The organism is Acinetobacter gyllenbergii (assembly GCF_001682515.1).
GTDB classification, from domain to species: Bacteria; Pseudomonadota; Gammaproteobacteria; order Pseudomonadales; family Moraxellaceae; genus Acinetobacter; species Acinetobacter gyllenbergii.
Genome location: NZ_KV575261.1, coordinates 142,545 through 161,671, shown reverse-complemented (window position 1 = coordinate 161,671; position 19,127 = coordinate 142,545). Strand labels below are relative to the sequence as shown.

Sequence of the window (19,127 nt, the reverse complement as noted above, 5' to 3'; positions counted from 1 at the left end):
GATTGTAATTGAATGTAAATTTTATTTTTTAGCGCCATTAGGCGCTTTTTTGTTGCCTAAAGGAAAGCCATGTACAAATTAAAACTCAATCCACAAACGAATGGCTACGGCGTGACACCAGGTGATGATGTGAAGCGTCAGCAGTTTGATGGTGGTAAAGGCCGTTATTACATCGATGTAAAACGCAATAGCCATATTGTCGATGTGAACTGGAGTCTCAGCAAAGTTGATTTCAATAAGATGATGGCGTTCTGGCGGGTCTATCAAAGCCAGCCAGCATCATTCTATGTGGATCTGGTGATCGATCAGGGTACACGTCAACAATACCTATGCAACTTTATCCCCAATTCACTCAAGACCAATGAGGTCAACGGCAATCTGTATCGTGTTAATGCTCAGCTGGAAGTTGTTCAAAACCAGAAAGACTTGGCAGCAGATCAAACGCTTATTAGGGATTGGGTGGTGTAATGGATCAGGAATATGCAAAGTTCTTTCTCAATCGTACGGTCGATATCTATCAGCTGGAGTGTATAGAGCTGACACATCCTTCATTCATTAATACTTATCGTGTTGTGCGTAATGATGATCAAGGTGTCTATGTGCGTCATCAATCTGATGGCAGTCAGTTATTCTATGAATATCTACCAGCCAAGATTCAGAGATCGGGCATGCTCGGCGATCTGGACCAATCTTTAACGGTTTCAATTTCAGGCCTTGGTGACGTACTTCCTGATGAGTTTGAACGGGTGATGGAGGGACAATATCCTGATATTAAGCCAACAGTAAATTATCGTCTGTATAGCTCGGATAATCTCAATTCACCAATGTATTACCTACTTGGGCTGCAACTCTCAGGCGTGGCCATGGACCATAAAGCAGTGACATTCAAAGCTGAATCACCACGACTAAATACCGCCAAGACAGGGGATATCTTCTCACTGGATCGTTTCACTGGTCTTAAGGGGGCTTTATGAAAAGTCATGATCATTTACTCGATCGGCAATATGAAATTGATGATTATAACTGTGTTCATTTCGTTCATGAGGCTGGTCTTGACCTATATGGCAAGGATCGAGGTGAAGCACTAGAGTTATTCATGAAGCCAGTCGAAGAAAAATTATTCCTTCCTTCGCGGTTGAGGCTTTTAAATCCGTTGCCCATGCCCAAAGAAGGCTGCATTGTCGCCTTCCATCCAAGACAAAGAAATAAGCCCCCGCATGTGGGGCTTTTTCGTGGGGGTAAGGTTTTGCACCTGATTGAAAGCGGTGTTTCATTTTTGCCTATTGAAGTTATTCAAGCTATGGGGTTTAGTCGAGTCAGTTACTATGATTAAGATTATTTATAAACAAGATCCTTTATCTGAAAAGAATATGATTGAGCACGCGGCCACAATTGGCCAATGGCTCACCACCAAATATGATCATATGCCCGAGCACGTCCGTATCTTTCACAATCCGAGTGATATGGAACATGCAGAAATTTCGGTGGCCAACGAAGTCACACCGAAAAATGAACATGACTTGAAGCAGCTAGATTTTCTTTCTGGCACATTCATTGTGATTGAGAATCCCAAAGGTTGGGAAATTTTGGTTGCTACAGTAGTTTCTTTGGTGATTGGCGTTGCTGTGGCTTTATTGATGCCTACGCCGTCGATTGCGCAAACTAACCAAAACAACAATCAATCCGCATCTGCAAATAACGAGCTTTCTAGCCGCGAGAACAAGATGCGGGTAAATGGCCGTATTGTGGATCTCTTTGGTGCTGCAAACGATACGCCTGATTTGGTTGCTGTACCTTATAAGGTGTACGAGAACAATGTTGAAGTTGAGCACATTGTGGGGTGTATTGGCCGTGGTCACTATCACATCAACGGTGCATATGACGGTGAAACTAACATTGTTGATATTGCTGGTGCATCAATTGAAGTATATCGCCCAGATGTCGACATCGTAGCGGGGGAACCTTATTTTTCTCTTGGAAGTGAAATCACCACACTACCTTTATCCGTGCAGCAACAAAACTCGGTTAATGGTCAGATCCTACGCTCTGCAGATACTCAAACTTTAGAAGGCAGCAATTATCTACATTTTGCATATCCAAATGAGTTATTGAGAGCGACTTCTAATTTTACAGATCTAACGTCTAAATTTGTCGGCAATGATCGTGTACAGATCAGTAATGCTTCTTTTTCTATTAATGGCCAAAGCTATGACTTGAATGGTACCTATAGCGTTTTGTCGGTTGCGGATGATCGCATGGCGTTATCGAATCCAGCTGCAGTTAATCAAAACTGGTTAAAGCTAAGAGAACTGAGCAATCAGAAAACTGATGCACTCTCACCAAAGCTCAGTTCAATCGGAGAAAAGTGGATTGGCCCGTTTATCCTGGACAATGTTGAACGTAACCGTGTGCTTTGTAACTTTGTTGCATCGAATGGCTTGTATGCAATTTATGAAGGAAACAATCAGGGTGTTGTAAACATTATCCTTGAGGTCGAAGTTACCCCAGTCAATGTAAATGGTGAGCCGTTGGGCAATCCAATGCTAGAGCGTATCACCATGAAAGGATCTGCAAAGTCTCGTCAGACAGTGGGTGTTACGCTAGATATGACCACTTTTCAGGGGCGTTGCAGTGTTCGTGCTCGCCGTGTAACTGGAGCTATTACAGCTCCGAATGTTGTAGATGAAGTGAAATGGCAAGCGCTCTATGGGGCATTCCCATTACAAAGCACAAAGTACCACAGTGAAACGATTTTTCGTGCCAGAACATATGCAACCACAGGCGCTCTATCTGTTAAGACGCGAAAGATCAATTTTGATCTGCAGCGTATGTTGCCAACATATAAAAATGGCTCGATGACCACTGAGCTGTTTCCGACATCAAGCTTTGCTGATGCTTTAGTTGCGATGGCACTGGATGACAAGATTGGTCGGCGCACAGTTGATGAGATCGACCTTGAAAATATCTATCGCACTTACTATGAGGTAGTGGATTATTTCGGTACACCGCTGGCAGCTGAGTTCTGTACAACCATTGATGATACAAACTTATCATTTGAAGAATTGGTAACCAATCTTTGTGATGCAGTATGTTGTACGGCGTATCGTCAAAACAATAAACTCAAGTTGTATTTTGAGAAGCCAACAGATAACTCGGTCCTGTTATTTAACTTTAGGAATATTTATCCCGACACGTATCAGAAAGACCTAAGCTTTGGAGTGATGGACGACTATGATGGCTTGATCTATGAATACACAGATCCAGCTGATGACAGCCGTATCAATATCTATTTACCAGACAATGGCATAAAAAAGCCGAAAGAAGTGAAATCAGTAGGTGTGCGTAACAAGTGGCAAGCTCATTTCAATGCGTACCGGCTTTGGAACAAGATGCGCTTCCAGCGTAAATCCATCACCTTTGACGCTGCTTCTGAATCTGAGTTGTTGGTTTTACGTGACCGTATTGCTGTAGCCGATTATCGCAATGGCATTCACCAGAGTGGTGATGTGGTACAGCAAGAGGGTTTAATTCTAACCTTGAGTCATGAAGTCGATTTTATTGCAGGTAAAAGCTACGTGATCTATCTGCAGATGAGTGATGGAAGCGTTGATCTAATTCCTGTGACTGCGACTAACTTAAAATACAAAGTGATTTTAGGGCGATTGCCAAGCAATCCATTAAAGCTCAGTCCTGATGATTTTGTGAATACCACCTATATCGTAGTCAACGATGATACCAAAGGATCTTTGCCTTATTTGGTGGCCAAGAAGGAACCGGTTGATCAAATGACCAATACGCTTACAGCGATTAATTATGATGAGCGCTATTACCTCAATGACAAGGACTACACTGATACACCAGTTGACGATACACCAATTTATATTCGTTATGACCAGCTAGATCTCAATTTAGCTCGTTTATATCAAATGCAAAGAGGAGATTTACCAACGACTGGAGTCATTAACTTTGTAGTCGAATCTGGCGTACTGGTGTGTAGTTCAAGTGCGTATCGGCCATTAACAGAGCTAATTTACAGGCATTGGATGGATCGACCTTCAACTAAATATGTTGTGAACGGGTTGCCTGAAATCCCAGCTATTGATACGGGGGAGTTTCCTTCTGATTTGATTGTGAATCTAACGATTAAAGGTGCGGTCGTGGGGCGTGGAGGTGAAGGAGGTATTGCCCATGCGGCTTATTTTGGTGAGAGTGATTACGAGAATGCTTTTACTAAAACGCGCCGTGATGGTGGTCAAGGTGCACCAGGATTATTGAATCGCCATGGCAAGCTAAATCTTATCATTGATAATGGAGCGCTGGCTCGTGGCGGTTCAGGTGGTGGTGCTACACCAAGCGGTGTTAGTACAAGGTATAACTATGCGATTCAAGGTGTGCCTGGAGGTGGTGGAGCACCATTTGGGATGGCACTGACTAAAGTTCCAATTTCAAGTGAAGTTCCACAGTTCAGAGGTTATTTCAATAATAACTATCAGACCGATAAAGTCTCGGATGCACAGGCTGAAATTCCTGGTCAAGGTTATCGCAAGCAAACGAAAGATGAGGGTTCCCCATTGTCAGGCAATGGCGGAGGTTGGGGACAACGTGGTACCAAATCATCCAATAGTGGTGAATGGAACTGGAGATATCACGGAACACTTGAAGGTCAATCAGGACCTGGAGGTCCTGCAATAATTGGTATAGAACCACAAACAATTCAATTGATAAATGGAGGGCGGATTTTACAAACGCTTTAACAGTCTAATTTACTCAGAGCACCCATATGGGTGCTTTTTTATTGTCTATCGGAGACATGAAATGCAAGAACAAGCAGCAAGCGCGGTTGAAGCTGCTACAAACACAATCGCAGCAACAGCACCAAAAATATCTTATATGTCAGCGGGGGCATCTGTGGCAGCGTATGCAGCAAGTGTAGATTGGGCAGTATGGTTTTCTGTCTTTATTGGTGTGATCTCTTTTTTCATGACGTTGTATTTCAAACGCCGTGAAGATAAGCGGGCTCAAGAGATCCACGAATTGCGTAAGAAGCAATATGAGCAAACCAAAGAACGGCTAAAAGGAGATTTTGATGACAAGTGAAAAGACTCGAGCATACTTGGCTTTTGCACTAGTTGGGTTGATGTTTGTCCTGGTAATTGCATTATTCTTTGTCGATATGCCACGAGAAAACAGCAACTTAATAAACACGGCTTTGGGTTTTATTGCAGGGGCAATGACTACTGCATGTGGTTTCTACTTCGGTAGTTCAGAGCAAGAAAAGAAAAAAGATATTTAGATCTCGTAATTAATAAATGGCCGCTTTTGGGCGGCTTTGCTCTAATCAAGTTTCTTATCATATGTAAACTAATTATTTGACTTCAACTCTCTGTATTTCACAAAAATCTAATGTAAAAATAAAGGAGTTGTTCAAGTACTACAGAATAGCTCTTAAGGGCAATTATTTGAATAACCTAAACTTTTAAAGCAACTAAAACATAATTTCAAAGGAGTTTGCTCATGGTAAACAACGCAGTAGAAATGCTATTTGAACAATTAACAGATACTAGTATTCCAGAAGGCCATGTCGCACTAGTACGTATTCAAAATGACGTATCTTATGATCAGGTTATGACTAATCTTGAACAGGTTGATGTGTTGCCTGGATTTAGTGTAATTGGGGTTACCAGTATTCCTAATCCTGATACATCACATTGGGAACTGACCAACTGTACGTATGAGAATGGGGTATTGAGTTGGACAGAGGGGCAGCTTGATTTGGGAACCGAAAATTCCCCAGACGTAGTATATGGTTATCATGCTGGTATTCAGGCAAATATTGGTGGCAAGCTTGAAATGATTGTTCCTAATGTGACAACTTTAGCTAGAGTATTGAGTGGTGCAAGATTAGCAGATGTGAATGGTGTCGCAGCAGGCCAATCCAATATTGGATTTAATTCAGGCAATTCTGAGCAGGGATTAACTCTGGAAGGCAGTTCATACCAAACCACGGACTTGCCTGTAAAATACACAATGACTTATGTATCAGCAACTGCTGTGGAGCATGTTATAACTTCAACTGATGGAACGATTGAGCTGTTCCGTGAAACACAAAGTATCCCAGCATTTGTGGGAACCGCGTATTTTAATGTGATTGCTACTGTCACGGACGAAAACGCAATGTTTACCACAACTGTTTCGGTGAGCTCAAGCTGAATTACTACAAGAAATGACCTTAATTAAGGCCAATATGTAAACAAGGGTGAGTAGAAATTAAAGCACCTTAGGGTGCTTTTGTTTATTTCCACTCATCTGATTTAGCAATAATTTATAAATGTCTATTTATACTAAACGTTCAATTATAAAAAAGGTGAAATAAGTGAAAAGATTAATAATTGGTACATTAATTAGTGTGAGCACCATAGGAAGTGCTTTTGCTGCCTGTACTTATAACTTTGATGCAACTCAAGCAGAAATTTCCACTGTATATCCAGGCTTTGAAAAGTTTCCTATCGTTTCTGGACAGAGTACTGGATTGAGTTTATCAGCTACTTCTAAAATGTATGTAGCCGCTAATAGTCAAGCTTTACAAGGTAAAGTAAATGTGATTATCCCACCACAATCAGGGATTTTTGCTTATGAATATAAGTTTAAGGTTCCATCCGTACTTTTACCCAATAGTGAACAAATAATGACATATCCAAATTTTGCAGAGGGAGCTTATGCTGGTGGTAAATATCAGTTAATTGCTATGTACACAAATCATTTACAAGGTTCTGCAAATCCTAATAGCGTAGCTTTTATCGTAGGAAGTACGAAAGATGGTTCAACTGGATTATTAGAAATCCCAGTATCTAATACTGCAGATGGATATCAGTACATTGGCTTTTATGTAAATCAAGACACAAAACAAGTTGGTGTGATTTTTAATGGCATAAACAAAGGGTACATTTCAAATCATGTTGACAAAATTCAAGGATTAACGTTTACAAATGGATATAGTTATTTTGGATTAGATGCTACTTCACCAAATATTGGCCTTAGTCAATCCATAGAATTAATTACTGATAAGACAAAATTCAAATTTCTTTACCCATCGGGAGCTAAAGATATCTGTGGAAATACAATTTAACGTTAAAACCCGTCAAGTACACGTTTTTTAATATAAAAATTTTTCATTGCGCCTTAGGGCGCTTTTTTATTGCCAAGAGGAAAGCAAAATGGATAGAAAACCTTTTTTTGATGCTGCACGTGTCCTAGCGGGTGGTAAGCTTACACAGACCCAAGTCGATAACTTGAACAAAGTTGCAGATCAACTAAATCCCAATCAAGCAATGAAAACCAGTCAAGTAGGTATCAACTTAATCACCAGTTTTGAAGATCTGCGTTTAGCTGCCTATGACGATGGTGTTGGTGTCTGGACGATCGGCTACGGTACCACGGTTTACCCAAATGGCATAAGAGTGAAAAGAGGCGATAGCTGTACCAAAGTGCAAGCAATGTCCTTTTTTCAACATGATTTGAGGCGCTTCGAGGCTGCAGTAAATCAGGTCGTAAAAGTTGTGGTTAATCAAAATAAGTTTGATGCATTGGTTAGTCTAACTTACAACATCGGTGAAGCAGCGTTTAAAGGCTCTACATTGGTTAAAAAGTTAAATGCCAAAGACTATACCGGAGCTGCTGATCAGTTTCCCAAATGGAATAGAGGCGGTGGGAAAGTAATGAAAGGGCTTGTTCGTCGCCGTGCTGCAGAACGAGAGCTGTTTTTAAAAAAGTAATTTATCACTGCAGACGTTCAATGATTAGATTCATCTTTAGTACTCCATATTTATTTGATAGTCCTATATTTATAATTTTAATTAATTTTTAAATATCTAGAAGTAAGAGTGCTAATAGTTATATTGAAAAATAATTGCTATTAATTTGATTATTGAAGATGCTTTCTGATAATTTGAGGTTTTAGTACATTTCACAGTTTTATTATTTTATATTTATTATTCGCAATAACTTAAGAGTGAATAATAAGATGGTTTCTGATATAGAAGTTACAACTTGGTCTGGCCGAACACAAGAAAGTAAAAACAAAGATCAAATCACTACCCATGATTATGGTGCGATTTGTGATGGTACCTATCATCCTTTATCTGAGAAATATTCAAATTTATCTGATGCCCAAGCTATTTATCCATTTGTGACATCATTATCACAATCTATTGATGATGTAGCATTGCAGAAAGCATTGAATGATACAACCTACCATCAAACACTATATATCAATGGCATACCATGTAGCTCATTCTGTTAATCCAAGTTCAGCAGATCCTATAATTGTAAGTAACACTCCAGAAATGAAAATTGTATTCAATGGAGTCGTAATCCCTAACAACGAAGTTAAAAAGTTTATTTTAATAAATGCAGAAGAGACTTCTTTGTCTATAAATGCAGATGGTAAGAAAATGAGCTTATGTAATTTGGTTCATGTTAATGCACCTAATTGTCTTATACACAACAGTAAAGTAATAAACCTCTATGCTAAAGAGTATAGTGCAGTAGCATTTACTATTTTACAGAATGGACATGGTTTTAAAATTAGAGATAACACAGTAAAAGATATAGATGCTCTTGGTGATGGTACATTAGGAAATGGTAGAGGTATGTGCAGGGCTATAGCTGTAGATATTGTAAATCCAACATATACAAGTGTTATAGGAAACAATAGCTTTGATAGAATTTTAGGTGAAGAAGGAGATGCTATTACTATTGTTTCAAAAGATAATTTAGGTAATTACTCTGATTGTAAAACAATAATTTGTGGTAATAGGATTAATAATGTAAATAGACGGCATGTAAAAATACAAGGTAACAATCCATTAGTTCAAGATAATGTTTTTCAGCAGTCTGATCAAAATATTTTATTAACTAATGTTTCTAATGTTGTTGATTTCGTTGAAGGTGATGGTGGTAAAATTATTGGAAATTTTTTTGATGGAACAATTAACTTTTCGCAAATTAGCATTAATCATTCGAGTTTTAGTAATTATAGTGAAAATATTTTAATTTCTAAAAATAATTTTATTAATTTAAAGAGTGTTAACAACACTAAAGGTATTATATTTTGTAGTTCGACTGGTTCCATGAAGTTTGTCATTACGGATAACAATATTCAATGTGGACAAGGTCGAGCTATATCATTAGGTCGAGCAGAAAAAAGCCTTGTAAAAGGAAATATTATTGACGGGTTAGATAACCCCAATGAATCATTTTTAATTGTTAGCTCTACAGTTAAAACCTCTATTGTTAACAATATGTTTTTAGGAGGGAATAGAAGATCATGCATACTAGATTCGGCTAGTGGAACTATTCATAAAGATAATCTTAATATGACAGAGTCACCATTGATCAATGATGCTAATGGCTCTAGAGAATCCGTAATAATTAATAATCTTTGTTATGCTTCATCCGTTATTAGTGGAGCAAATGGCTATAAGGGAAATTACTTTTATCAGAATTTCAGAATTGATCAGTCAGATAATCCATATCAAGGGCCTATGTTTTTTAGTGGGAGAGAACCAGCCTCTTTCCTATTAAATATCAATATTAAAAAGGGACAATTATTGTTTACAAATGACGCTATTACTAACCAAAATATTGGTTGGGTCGCAATGTCAAATGGCCCTGCAAATGCTATTACATGGAATAAGATTGCTACAGCGACAACCTAAAACTCATTTTTTGACCTCCTTCGGGAGGTTTTTTACGAGTAGATATCAAATTTAAAAGAATTTTTGTTCAACTTTTCTCAAGACATAGACCAATTTCTTCACTCTAATCCTCCGAAATCTCCTCATCCTTCAGCTTTCTCACATTCTTAATAAACCGTTCCTCCATTGCCCCATACTTTTTAAAGTTTTTACAGGCTTGGTTTAGTGATGGTACGTTAGTACCGCCGCTGTTTATAGTCTTTTGCTTGCCTACTACCATGCAGCAGAGGGTGAGTTTTTCTTAAAAAAGTGATATTAATAAACATGCAGATGCTAATAAATATTGTGAAAGAATAAGAACCAACTATCTAAATTCTTTTAATAGCATAATTTTTATAAATTTATTATTTAAAATATAATGGAGTTCAATATGACTAAGAACAATCAACAAGGTGATAAAGAAATAAAAGGGCGGGAAGCAAGTACTGAGGAAGCCGCTCAAAGTCCAGAACCGGGCGGCGCAAGTGGTCCAAAGGAAACACCGTCTGAACCATCTACTAATCCATCTGATACAGCTGGTGGAACCACGACCACAAAACCTTAAACGTACTTATTTCGAAGCTATAGAATACAACCAAACCTTTTTATAAAGTAATTCAAACTAATACTGCTCATTATCCAAAAGGATGATGAGCAGTATCGTTCAGAATATTTAAAGAAGTTTCAGTTGCTAAGAAGTGCTTTCAATATCATTTTTATCAATAACTGTTGATGTGCCATCAGGATAGTTGATTATTATACTGTCTACGCCATCAGGTAGTGGCTTAGGACAAGAATAATGTAAAGTGATTATGGTTTCACCAGAAGGTCTAGGAATGAATAAGTACTTTGGTACAACTGTTAGAACTAGATTTGGTGGTATTTTCTTTTCTAAATATGAAAACTCAAGCGTTGCATCATCCGACTCATTTCCTACGTCAACTTCGGCTTTGATGTGTAAGCTTGGTGAAAAATTAGGACCAGGTTGATTGTTATACCAAGCAGACCAATCAACATCTCCAGCAGTTAATTTTTTACCAACATTCTGATTTTCTTTCCGAGACCAAGGAAATCCATCTATGGGGCCGAATGTTTTAATACTCCATGGAAATGAATCTGCTCCACCAGATAAAACTGATTTATTCTTATCAAACAGCTTAACTAGAGAATTGGTAGAGGCATGGATTCTCACCCCCTTGACCCAACTAGGAAGATCAATTACTAGGGGCGTAGAAAAAATTTCTACTCCATCGTGATGTGCAAAGACCAAGGCATCCTTTGATGGTTCAGTAGCATAAAAATCTATATCAAGGATGCCGTCCTCAGGTTCTTTAATATAATACCAAGGGCCTAACTCAGCATTAGACCAACCACTAGATGGTACTTTACCCTTTGCACTAATTACGGCTGAGGGTGGTGTATCCCCACTGCTTTGCGTAAAATCTACATACACTTTATTTACAGATATAACTTTTCTAACCATTTTTATTACCTATTATTTTGTAATTATTAGAGAACTATATCTAGCATTATTGCATTACATAATCAATTGCATACGTCTTAATGCTGAGGCTATGAGTGAAGATAGCGATGGATGGTTGCTGTCGCATAAACTCACTATCTTAAAAACAATTTGAGACGCCTTAATTATTTGGAATTTCTTCACCCATCGGCTTTCTCACATCCTTAACAAAGCATTCTTCAATCGCACCATACTTTTTTTAAAGTTTTCACGAGCTTGGTTTAGCGAAGGTACGTTTGCACCGCCAGCGGAATCATAGTCTTCTGCTTGTACAGGATCATCCTCCCAGAAGCATACAGAGCAGATAAGATAATCACCGTTAGATGGTTCGTCTCTGGTTAAGTAGCCACAGCATAAACATGGGTAGAGCTTTCTATTTCTCCAATAGTTCCTATCAGCTTTTTTTCTCAGGCTTTTCAGCAAAATTAGAACTCAAATACACAACATTCTTCGGCTCAACTAAAGAGACATTTTTTTGTTCATCTATCACAGCACAAAGGGTAGAGCCGCACTTAAGCAAATATTTGTTTGTTAGATCATTTTGATCTTTAACAGTAATTTTAGGCAAAACATCAATATTTTTCATTACTTTTTGGGCAATATCTTTACTGCTATTTTCTATATAAACAAATGCTTGAATAGTTCCCCATAATAGAGCTAAAACTAGTAGAGAGTTTAGGACAACCACTGAGAAATTCTGGTCTAATTGATCATAATGCTGGGAATTATGAATTCTCAAAACTTTCTCAGGACTACGTTCATTTTTAGGTATATAGCTTAGTAACTTTGCATCAAGTTTTTTTGCTAAATCGAAATAAACAAAAATGTATCTTAAGAAAAACATTATTAAACAAGCAGTACAGAGGTACAGTAGCTGATTAATTCCTCTAAGGAATCCAAGATAAATTTTATCTTGTACTGAGAAGTTGAGGGCTATTGGATCTACTAAAAAATACCCTAAATAGCCATTCAAATAAATTTGGCCAGAAGTGAAAAGAAAGACTGTAATTAAAGTGAGGGCAATAGCCACATCTAGAGAAAAGTTAAATTTCATGTACTTTCCCTATTATTTGTTCTTTGGGCAATTCTTGCCATTTCCACCTGGTAAGCAATCACATGCTTTACCATCTCCATCGCGGTCTAAACTTTTCCAACCAGTTTGCCCAGATTTCTTTCTTTGCTCATACCAAGCTTGTGCCTCTTTTTGAGTTCCAAAGTCAGCACATTTTTTTGCATAGCTTTGCAAAGAAAGCAGCCCCATTAGAATAAAAACTATATATTTCATAAATTTGTTTTGAGTATAAGTTTAAATAGATTGTAACAGCGACTTATAAAGTACTGCAAACTATGAGGAATAGGAAAAATTCTTAGGATGAATATTCTTCATAATGTATTTAGTTGACAAAATTAAAAAATAGTCTCAAATTTTGGTTGACAAACTTTGTATTTAGTCCTAATTTATTTTTAACCCACATCTCAATTTTTTTGGACTTATAATTTTATGAATGACGGTAATAAATTACATCCTCCCTCTGCCTTTGAGCCTCAGTTAACGGACGAGGTGCTGAGATACTTTGCGACACCAATGCTCGAAATTTATCATGATGTTCACGAAATCTTAAATAGTGAAAATGATGATAACTATACACGTGGTACAACAATTTTTGGTCGCACATATGAACAGTTTAAAAAATTAATTGCTTCAGATGATTGTCCAGTAAAAGTTCATCTTAAAGATGGAACATTTAGATTTGTTTTTCAAGTTGGTTACGCTCAGATTGGTTTTTGTAAAGGAAGTTCTACTGATCCGAAGTCATTGAAGTTAAGAAAATATACACCTTCAAATTATGACCTGTTCCAGTCAGATGATAACCAACCAGTAGTATGGAAATTTATCTTGAATGAACCTAAAACGGATGAAGACGAAGCATTTGTTGAATTTGTTGGTTTTAATTTAGCCACTGTACCTGTAGCTTATTGGAGATCTAATGACAATTTAGATGGTAATAAGTTACATTTGGTAGACCCAATTACTCCTGAATCTGTTGAGCTTGATGCTCCATTTATTGAAGATCCTGACGAAGATGATCTTTTAGATGAAGATTTAGACACTAAATTCAAATAGTCGTAATAAGCAATGTCATTATGAACACGCCATTTAATGGATTAGAACTAAAACTTCTTAGACAGTTTAATCAACTGTCTTTAGAAGAATTAGGTCAGCACCTTGAGTGCACACGGCAGTATGTTCACAAAGTTGAGACTGGGCAGACCATACCTAGTATTCAATTTATTCAGCAAGCTGCCAATTTTTTCAATGTTCCTGAAGAACTTTTTACTCATGTAAAGTCAGTATTACAAGAGGAGCAAATCCATTTTAGAAGCCTGAGATCAACGAAGATAGCAACCAAGCAAGTTGTTATTGCGCGTGGTGAGTACATTAAGCGCTTAACTGAATATTTAGACTCTAAACTTCGGTTGCCTAAATATGATATTCACGATTCGACTCGTTCAGGTTCTATAGAAGCGATTGCTGAACAGTGCCGTGTTGATTGGGGGCTAGGTTTAGGACCAATCAGTAACATTATTCGCTTATGTGAATCGCACGGTGTAGTCGTTACTACTTTTCAGTCATTATCGACCGAAGTTGATGCGCTTTCTTTAGCAACAGCACGTCCAATCTTTGTTCGTAATGAAGCGAAGGAGAGTGAGTGTCGACAGCGTTTTGATCTAGCTCATGAGCTTGGTCATTTAGTACTTCACGATGGTATGGTAACTGGGGATCGAATTACCGAGTCGGAAGCAAATCAGTTCGCCTCAGCTTTTTTAATTCCTCAAACTATGATGCGTACTCATTTTCCAACATGGTTTAGAGCAGGGCGTTATAACTGGTCTAAATTGAGTGAGTTTAAGCAAACTTGGAAGGTGAGTAAGGCTGCGATTCTGTATAGAGCTAAGTCATTAGGTTTATTAACACAGGAACAGTATGCTAGTGGTGTAATTGCTTTGAGAAAGAATAGTGAAGCAATTACCGAGAAAGAAGATCACTTAATTCCAAAAGAAAGACCTGAACTGCTTCAAGCATGTTTTGCAATGCTTGCTAAGAAGAAAATTTATGCTGAAGATATAGCTAAAGCTTTAGATATGAATGTTAGTTTTCTTGAAAGTTTAGTTGGGATAGAAATTCCTAAAAAACCAAGGACTCCTAAGCTAGTAGAAGAAAGCGCCTAAGGGCGCTTTTTTTATAAAAAACAATTTTTATCTTGAATGACTTCAATTAAAGTTATTCTAGAGTTCTGTATCATTCTATCTAGATTGTTTAGTTTTTCAATATGCTGATCTTTATCTTTATACAAGTGCATGTTTCTTTGGTCAACAGCAAGGTCAGTTGCTTGTTGCAAATAGCTTAATGTATTTAAAACTTTTGGATTATCTGGCTTAGTAACCATCGAAAATTTAAATAAACTCTCCAGCATATTTTCAATCTCTTTATTAATGGATGAATGAGTGTTTAAATATTCTGAATTATTTTTAGAAGCTAATGATATGTGAGGGCTTGAATAGTTGACGAAATTTTGCCAATCTTTTGGGTGTAATTGGTCAGTATACTTTGTGAGTATAAAAAATATTTTTTCCCCGATTGAATAAATGTAGTTGATATATCTATCAAGATATTTCTGATTTCTTGGTCTTTCTGAAAGTTAAATTGATTATTTTGAGTTAATATTTGATGATCTATTAATATTTGATTAGATTTTAAAGTTGCAGCAGTATTTTGAGAAGATATAGAGATGCTAGCTTTAATTTGTTCAATACTTTGTTCAAAAGCTTGCTGGGTTATTTTAAAACTTTGCTTACCATACCACCATGCGAGGAGAGTTGCTAATATAGCTATCCATAGAGTCATTGATGTTGCATCATCAAATGACTTCATAGCTGTAGTATCTGTTGAATGCTCTAGAAAATACGTATTCTCTTGATTTTTTTTCAAGAATGCAATTGTTTGCTAGATACTGAGCTTTAAGAACTAAGTAGTTACAATTATGTGGTAACTTGTTTTCAGTAAATCCATTAGGCATAATTATACCTTATTGTAAATATTTCTAAATTTGCGCGATGCTTAATGAAGCATGTTTAGAAAATAGTGGGATAAATTATTTATTATACATTATTAAAATTAAAATTAAACATTTGAAGGCTTCCTTTCTAGCTCTCTCTTAAGTTCATCAATACATATTTGTTGAATTTTATTATGGATTTCGATTGTTTTTTTCACTAAAGTTCTAAAATTTTCATATTCAGTAATGTCTTTAGCCTCACCAGTTGTTTCATCAAAAATATCAAAAGAGCATCGCATATTAATATAGATTTGAATTCGATCTATATAACTTTCGAGTTCCATTAGTTCTCTTGGAAAATATGCTCTGCTGAACTGATAGTTCAAGTTTTCTTCCCCATTGTTGATATCAAATGCCTTTTTGTAGTAAGAACTATAATGATTGATCACATTATGGTGGTAGCTAGATTGTATAGCTGTGCAATGTCTTTCGAGTTGTGTGTAAAGGTCACCTAAGTTAATTAAGTCAAATAGCTCTTTAACAATAGTTATGTTTGGATGCAGTTGAACCACAAAATGATTTAACTCTAAATTTTGCTTTTTATAAGTCTTTGTATAAAGTACAAGATTTTCTTTAGTACTTTTAACTCTTGCTTCGACCTCCCTAACTTCTACTAATTCTATAAAAATAGGTTTTAAGTCTATTAATATTTGAACCAAATATTCCTTTTTTAAGTCATATTTTTTTTGTATTTTCCAACTATCAATTAACAAGTAAGCACCTATAGGTGCAAACAATGCAGCAGAAAAGCCTAGCATTGTGGCTAAAGACGTAGCTTTATCACCATCTTTCGCTCTAAACTTACTTCATTAACAGATTTTAGTTTTTTGAATTTTACTATCCAATTTTTTACTGAACTTATTGGAAAATCTAACTTATTTGGTTTCATACGAATCCTATGATTCTCTTTTTAGATGAATTAATTGTTAGAAGAAGTATTTTGTGCTTCTTTTTTAAATGCCTGAGCCATTGTCGTCATTGTCTCTAAAGCATCCTTAGCAAAACTTATATCTGCATTTTTTAGTAGATAAGTCTCTGGCCATTTTATTTCAGAACTTAATTGTTCTAATAAAATTGAAAAATCTTTATCATTTTTCTCAACTGAGACAAGATATATGAGCATGTATTTGTCAAAAATAGACTTAATTTTGGTAAGGTAAGTAGAGGTGTCTGAAAAGCTTTTATATTGACGAAGATACCATGCACTTATAAATTCAATGAAGATAAAAACCAAAGATGTGGACACTATTCCATAGATGTGATTTGTCTTAAATTCACCTATATAGCTTATATATATTTGCCAAAGTATTATTGCAATAATAAAGTAAGTGATTCCAGTAATAAAGTATAGTTTTCCATTATCAAGTAAGATCGACGCTTTTTTGTCAGCATCTATACTTTTTTCTTCTAAAGTGTTTATTATTTTTAAAAAGTATAATTTAAAACTTTCAAGATTATTAGGGGATGTTAGCCTTTCTTCACTATGTTGTTCAAGCCGAAAATTGGGTTGACTATGACTTGTTTCTCTAGATTGATCAATATCACTTAAATTTTTTGTGCTTTTAAAAGCAAAGAATAACTCTCTTGAAAGTAAATATAATGTTGGTATTCCTATATAGATAAAAATATTTTTCTTAAAAAAATAAGTATAAGTTTTTTGAGAATCAAATAGAGGTAAGTAAAGTGAATACCCAATGAATGAAAATAAAGTTAAGAAAATTAAATAAGCTAAAATAAATTTTTTATTTCTAAGTATTATATCTTTGATATTTAACGATGAACCAAAAAAACTAGACATGTGGTTTCCTTCATAAATCTTGAATATTATTAATGATATTACATATATTTCAAAGCTAACCTAGCTTTCCCCAAAAAACTAACCAAACTTAGTCTTCATCACTTTTTTTTATTTGCTAAAGCTGTCGTGAGATCAGCTAGAAGCTTTCGATCTTGCACGTCAAGATTCTCAAACTTTTTACCAATAAATTCTAGATATAATTCACTATTAAGATTTTCAAATTCATCAACGATTTCTTGCTGTATGTATTCCCCAACGATGTATTTAGCTTTTATTAAGTTATTTTTGAAATCTGTAAGCGTACTGTCAAGTAAATTACCTTCGCCTTGAAGTCCTAGCTCTAAGGAAAAATCTAAAAGTTGTACCATCGCAGAATTCAAAGATAGACCTTGCTGCTCAGCATACTTTGTTAAATTTTCATGTGTAGTTTGTGGCAAACGCGCTTGAAGTCGTATCAATTCTTTTGAAGACATTTCTTACCCCTTATCTATTGACACCAATAGTAGTGTCATAATAAAGTAATGTCAAACGGCACTAAAAGTGGTGTCATAAAAACGCCCCGAACATTCTTGGCGGAACACGGGGCGAGTTACCAATCTTTAGCGAGAAAAATTGATATGAAGAGTTTAACATTTAAAGCAATACAATTTAACCCAATCCAACGTAATGATGAGCAAATTTGGATTACTTCATCTGAGCTTGCTCATGCTTTAGGATATGCGCGTGAAGATTCAGTTTCACGAATTTATGATCGTAATTCGGACGAGTTTAATAGCCAAATGACATTGACCGTCAAATTGACGGTCAATGGAATTAATGAAAGTATGCGTGAAAAGGAAACCCGTATTTTTTCCTTACGTGGTTGTCATCTCATTACTTTCTTTGCCCGTACTCCAGTCGCAAAAGAATTCCGAAAATGGGTTTTAGACATATTGGATAGGGAAGTACAGCAACCAAAACAACATCAACTCGAAACACGTGTAAAAATCAATAATCGACAAATTGCCGAACTTAAAGCAATTGTTGATCGTCGCTGTGAGGGCAGCGTCAAAAAACGCACAGAGATGTGGCATAGACACCATCAACACTTCAAAGTATCGAGTTATAAAGATTTACTGGCTATCCATTTCAATGACTCAGTAACGTTCCTTGAAACAATGAAACTACGCAGCCTCGAAGAAGAGGCGAATATCCGTAATCTTGCTTTACACATGGTTTGGCTAAACCAATGGTGGAGTGAGTTCGGTAATGCAATGCAGCAACTGAACCCAAAGATGAGCTATGGCATCCATGATCATTTTAAAAGTGGTGCGTATGAAGCACGCTTATTGTTGGGTGAACGAAACTATGCATCTCTATTCCAAATTGCTCAAACACATGACTGGCAAAATGAGAATCTGGATCTGCAAGGCTTAATGAATAGATTGATGAACATGGATAGAAACTATTCGAATTTTCTTTCTTTAAATAACATAGATAAATAAAGGGGAATAAAAATGAAAACCCTGATTGAATCTTATGACGCAAGTGATGTTGCCGAAGGCTTTGCACTGGCATATGAACAAGTTGCCGATATCGCGGCAATGTTGGATGCAATCCAGCACAAGCAAGAGAGAACCATTGAATATCTGGCCAAGGTCTATAACGTACCTGAGTCAGTTTTCAAAGAACTGACTCGGCTTTTCCAAATTACTGAAAGCATGATTCAGGATTCCATGACTTTCAGCAAAGAGCAGGAAGATTCTTATAAACGCTTAAATGAAGGGAAGGTTATTTAACTATTGTCCTCGATAAAAAACCGCTTTTTTAAGCGGTTTTTTATATCTTGAAAGCAAATTTTCATTCAAACTACTTCTGTCAGATCAGCAAACTCAAATCTCATTCCAACAAAAGATATTGTTAAAATTTTGCTAAAATTTTGTTAAGGCGAAATTTCCACCAACAAAAGAACCAAG

General features: G+C 36.4%; 24 protein-coding genes and 2 pseudogenes. 16 read left to right on the top strand and 10 right to left on the bottom strand.

What is annotated here, in order from left to right; genetic code table 11:
• The first annotated feature begins 69 nt into the window (after positions 1 to 69).
• From NG55_RS00815 to NG55_RS00765, 11 genes and pseudogenes are all read left to right on the top strand, one after another.
• Complete coding sequence (locus tag NG55_RS00815) at positions 70 to 468, top strand: hypothetical protein (RefSeq protein ID WP_065342021.1); 399 nt, start codon at positions 70 to 72, stop codon at positions 466 to 468.
• Complete coding sequence (locus NG55_RS00810) at positions 468 to 974, top strand: DUF1833 family protein (protein WP_065342020.1); 507 nt, start codon at positions 468 to 470, stop codon at positions 972 to 974. Before NG55_RS00815 ends, NG55_RS00810 begins: the two co-directional genes overlap by 1 nt.
• Positions 971 to 1,333: a hypothetical protein gene (locus tag NG55_RS00805; RefSeq protein WP_023269684.1), complete on the top strand. Its 363-nt coding sequence runs from the start codon at positions 971 to 973 to the stop codon at positions 1,331 to 1,333. The genes NG55_RS00810 and NG55_RS00805 overlap by 4 nt, the downstream gene beginning before the upstream one ends.
• Positions 1,326 to 4,425: pseudogene (locus tag NG55_RS00800) on the top strand (host specificity factor TipJ family phage tail protein); the annotation flags it as partial. The gene NG55_RS00805 and the pseudogene NG55_RS00800, both read left to right, overlap by 8 nt.
• Before the next feature lie 390 nt (positions 4,426 to 4,815).
• Positions 4,816 to 5,097, top strand: coding sequence for a phage holin family protein (locus NG55_RS00795; RefSeq protein ID WP_065342018.1), 282 nt, complete (start codon positions 4,816 to 4,818; stop codon positions 5,095 to 5,097).
• Complete coding sequence (locus NG55_RS00790; RefSeq protein WP_065342017.1) at positions 5,087 to 5,293, top strand: hypothetical protein; 207 nt, start codon at positions 5,087 to 5,089, stop codon at positions 5,291 to 5,293. Before NG55_RS00795 ends, NG55_RS00790 begins: the two co-directional genes overlap by 11 nt.
• Before the next feature lie 221 nt (positions 5,294 to 5,514).
• Entirely contained in the window at positions 5,515 to 6,210 is a 696-nt protein-coding gene (locus NG55_RS00785) for a hypothetical protein (RefSeq protein ID WP_065342016.1), read from the top strand.
• A 163-nt stretch (positions 6,211 to 6,373) separates the two neighbouring features.
• The gene (locus NG55_RS00780) at positions 6,374 to 7,126 is read left to right on the top strand and encodes a DUF4882 family protein (RefSeq protein ID WP_065342015.1); all 753 of its coding nucleotides are present in this window, start codon (positions 6,374 to 6,376) and stop codon (positions 7,124 to 7,126) included.
• Between the two features lie 88 nt (positions 7,127 to 7,214).
• Entirely contained in the window at positions 7,215 to 7,772 is a 558-nt protein-coding gene (locus NG55_RS00775) for a lysozyme (RefSeq protein ID WP_065342014.1), read from the top strand.
• Positions 7,773 to 8,020: 248 nt separating this feature from the next.
• Positions 8,021 to 8,299: a hypothetical protein gene (locus NG55_RS00770; RefSeq protein WP_065342013.1), complete on the top strand. Its 279-nt coding sequence runs from the start codon at positions 8,021 to 8,023 to the stop codon at positions 8,297 to 8,299.
• Positions 8,271 to 9,716: a hypothetical protein gene (locus NG55_RS00765; RefSeq protein ID WP_065342012.1), complete on the top strand. Its 1,446-nt coding sequence runs from the start codon at positions 8,271 to 8,273 to the stop codon at positions 9,714 to 9,716. The genes NG55_RS00770 and NG55_RS00765 overlap by 29 nt, the downstream gene beginning before the upstream one ends.
• A gap of 103 nt (positions 9,717 to 9,819) precedes the next feature.
• On the opposite strand, the gene NG55_RS00760 is transcribed toward NG55_RS00765, so the two are convergent.
• On the bottom strand, positions 9,820 to 9,975 hold the full coding sequence (locus NG55_RS00760) for a CPCC family cysteine-rich protein (protein WP_081408942.1): 156 nt from the start codon (positions 9,973 to 9,975) through the stop codon (positions 9,820 to 9,822).
• A gap of 150 nt (positions 9,976 to 10,125) precedes the next feature.
• On the opposite strand from NG55_RS00760, the gene NG55_RS20935 reads away from it, so the two are divergent.
• Positions 10,126 to 10,299, top strand: coding sequence for a hypothetical protein (locus tag NG55_RS20935; RefSeq protein WP_157823727.1), 174 nt, complete (start codon positions 10,126 to 10,128; stop codon positions 10,297 to 10,299).
• 126 nt (positions 10,300 to 10,425) lie between these two features.
• On the opposite strand, the gene NG55_RS00755 is transcribed toward NG55_RS20935, so the two are convergent.
• The 4 genes and pseudogenes from NG55_RS00755 to NG55_RS00745 form a co-directional block, all read right to left on the bottom strand.
• The gene (locus NG55_RS00755) at positions 10,426 to 11,217 is read right to left on the bottom strand and encodes a hypothetical protein (RefSeq protein WP_065342011.1); all 792 of its coding nucleotides are present in this window, start codon (positions 11,215 to 11,217) and stop codon (positions 10,426 to 10,428) included.
• A 160-nt stretch (positions 11,218 to 11,377) separates the two neighbouring features.
• Positions 11,378 to 11,667: pseudogene (locus NG55_RS20425) on the bottom strand (CPCC family cysteine-rich protein).
• A complete protein-coding gene (locus NG55_RS00750) occupies positions 11,651 to 12,310 on the bottom strand; it encodes a hypothetical protein (protein ID WP_065342010.1) in 660 nt (219 codons plus the stop codon). The pseudogene NG55_RS20425 and the gene NG55_RS00750 overlap by 17 nt, the downstream one beginning before the upstream one ends.
• A gap of 12 nt (positions 12,311 to 12,322) precedes the next feature.
• Positions 12,323 to 12,541, bottom strand: a complete 219-nt coding sequence (locus tag NG55_RS00745; protein WP_065342009.1) for an excalibur calcium-binding domain-containing protein — start codon at positions 12,539 to 12,541, stop codon at positions 12,323 to 12,325.
• A gap of 216 nt (positions 12,542 to 12,757) precedes the next feature.
• Here NG55_RS00745 and NG55_RS00740 point away from each other — a divergent pair, with 216 nt between their 5' ends.
• Positions 12,758 to 13,381 carry a hypothetical protein gene (locus tag NG55_RS00740; RefSeq protein ID WP_065342008.1) on the top strand — a complete coding sequence of 208 codons (624 nt, stop codon included), beginning with the start codon at positions 12,758 to 12,760 and terminating at the stop codon, positions 13,379 to 13,381.
• A 20-nt stretch (positions 13,382 to 13,401) separates the two neighbouring features.
• Positions 13,402 to 14,487: an XRE family transcriptional regulator gene (locus NG55_RS00735; RefSeq protein WP_065342007.1), complete on the top strand. Its 1,086-nt coding sequence runs from the start codon at positions 13,402 to 13,404 to the stop codon at positions 14,485 to 14,487.
• 11 nt (positions 14,488 to 14,498) lie between these two features.
• Here NG55_RS00735 and NG55_RS00730 read toward each other — a convergent pair whose 3' ends face one another.
• The 5 genes from NG55_RS00730 to NG55_RS00710 form a co-directional block, all read right to left on the bottom strand.
• Complete coding sequence (locus NG55_RS00730) at positions 14,499 to 14,732, bottom strand: hypothetical protein (RefSeq protein ID WP_065342006.1); 234 nt, start codon at positions 14,730 to 14,732, stop codon at positions 14,499 to 14,501.
• Positions 14,733 to 14,794: 62 nt separating this feature from the next.
• Positions 14,795 to 15,247, bottom strand: a complete 453-nt coding sequence (locus NG55_RS00725) for a hypothetical protein (RefSeq protein ID WP_141669870.1) — start codon at positions 15,245 to 15,247, stop codon at positions 14,795 to 14,797.
• A gap of 192 nt (positions 15,248 to 15,439) precedes the next feature.
• Entirely contained in the window at positions 15,440 to 16,132 is a 693-nt protein-coding gene (locus NG55_RS00720; RefSeq protein WP_065342004.1) for a hypothetical protein, read from the bottom strand.
• Positions 16,133 to 16,293: 161 nt separating this feature from the next.
• The gene (locus NG55_RS00715; protein WP_065342003.1) at positions 16,294 to 17,172 is read right to left on the bottom strand and encodes a hypothetical protein; all 879 of its coding nucleotides are present in this window, start codon (positions 17,170 to 17,172) and stop codon (positions 16,294 to 16,296) included.
• Positions 17,173 to 17,270: 98 nt separating this feature from the next.
• Positions 17,271 to 17,645 carry a hypothetical protein gene (locus NG55_RS00710; protein ID WP_065342002.1) on the bottom strand — a complete coding sequence of 125 codons (375 nt, stop codon included), beginning with the start codon at positions 17,643 to 17,645 and terminating at the stop codon, positions 17,271 to 17,273.
• A gap of 144 nt (positions 17,646 to 17,789) precedes the next feature.
• Here NG55_RS00710 and NG55_RS00705 point away from each other — a divergent pair, with 144 nt between their 5' ends.
• Together NG55_RS00705 and NG55_RS00700 are read left to right on the top strand one after the other, a co-directional pair.
• The gene (locus tag NG55_RS00705; protein ID WP_065342001.1) at positions 17,790 to 18,656 is read left to right on the top strand and encodes a BRO-N domain-containing protein; all 867 of its coding nucleotides are present in this window, start codon (positions 17,790 to 17,792) and stop codon (positions 18,654 to 18,656) included.
• Positions 18,657 to 18,668: 12 nt separating this feature from the next.
• The gene (locus NG55_RS00700) at positions 18,669 to 18,950 is read left to right on the top strand and encodes a hypothetical protein (RefSeq protein ID WP_065342000.1); all 282 of its coding nucleotides are present in this window, start codon (positions 18,669 to 18,671) and stop codon (positions 18,948 to 18,950) included.
• Positions 18,951 to 19,127 lie beyond the last annotated feature (177 nt).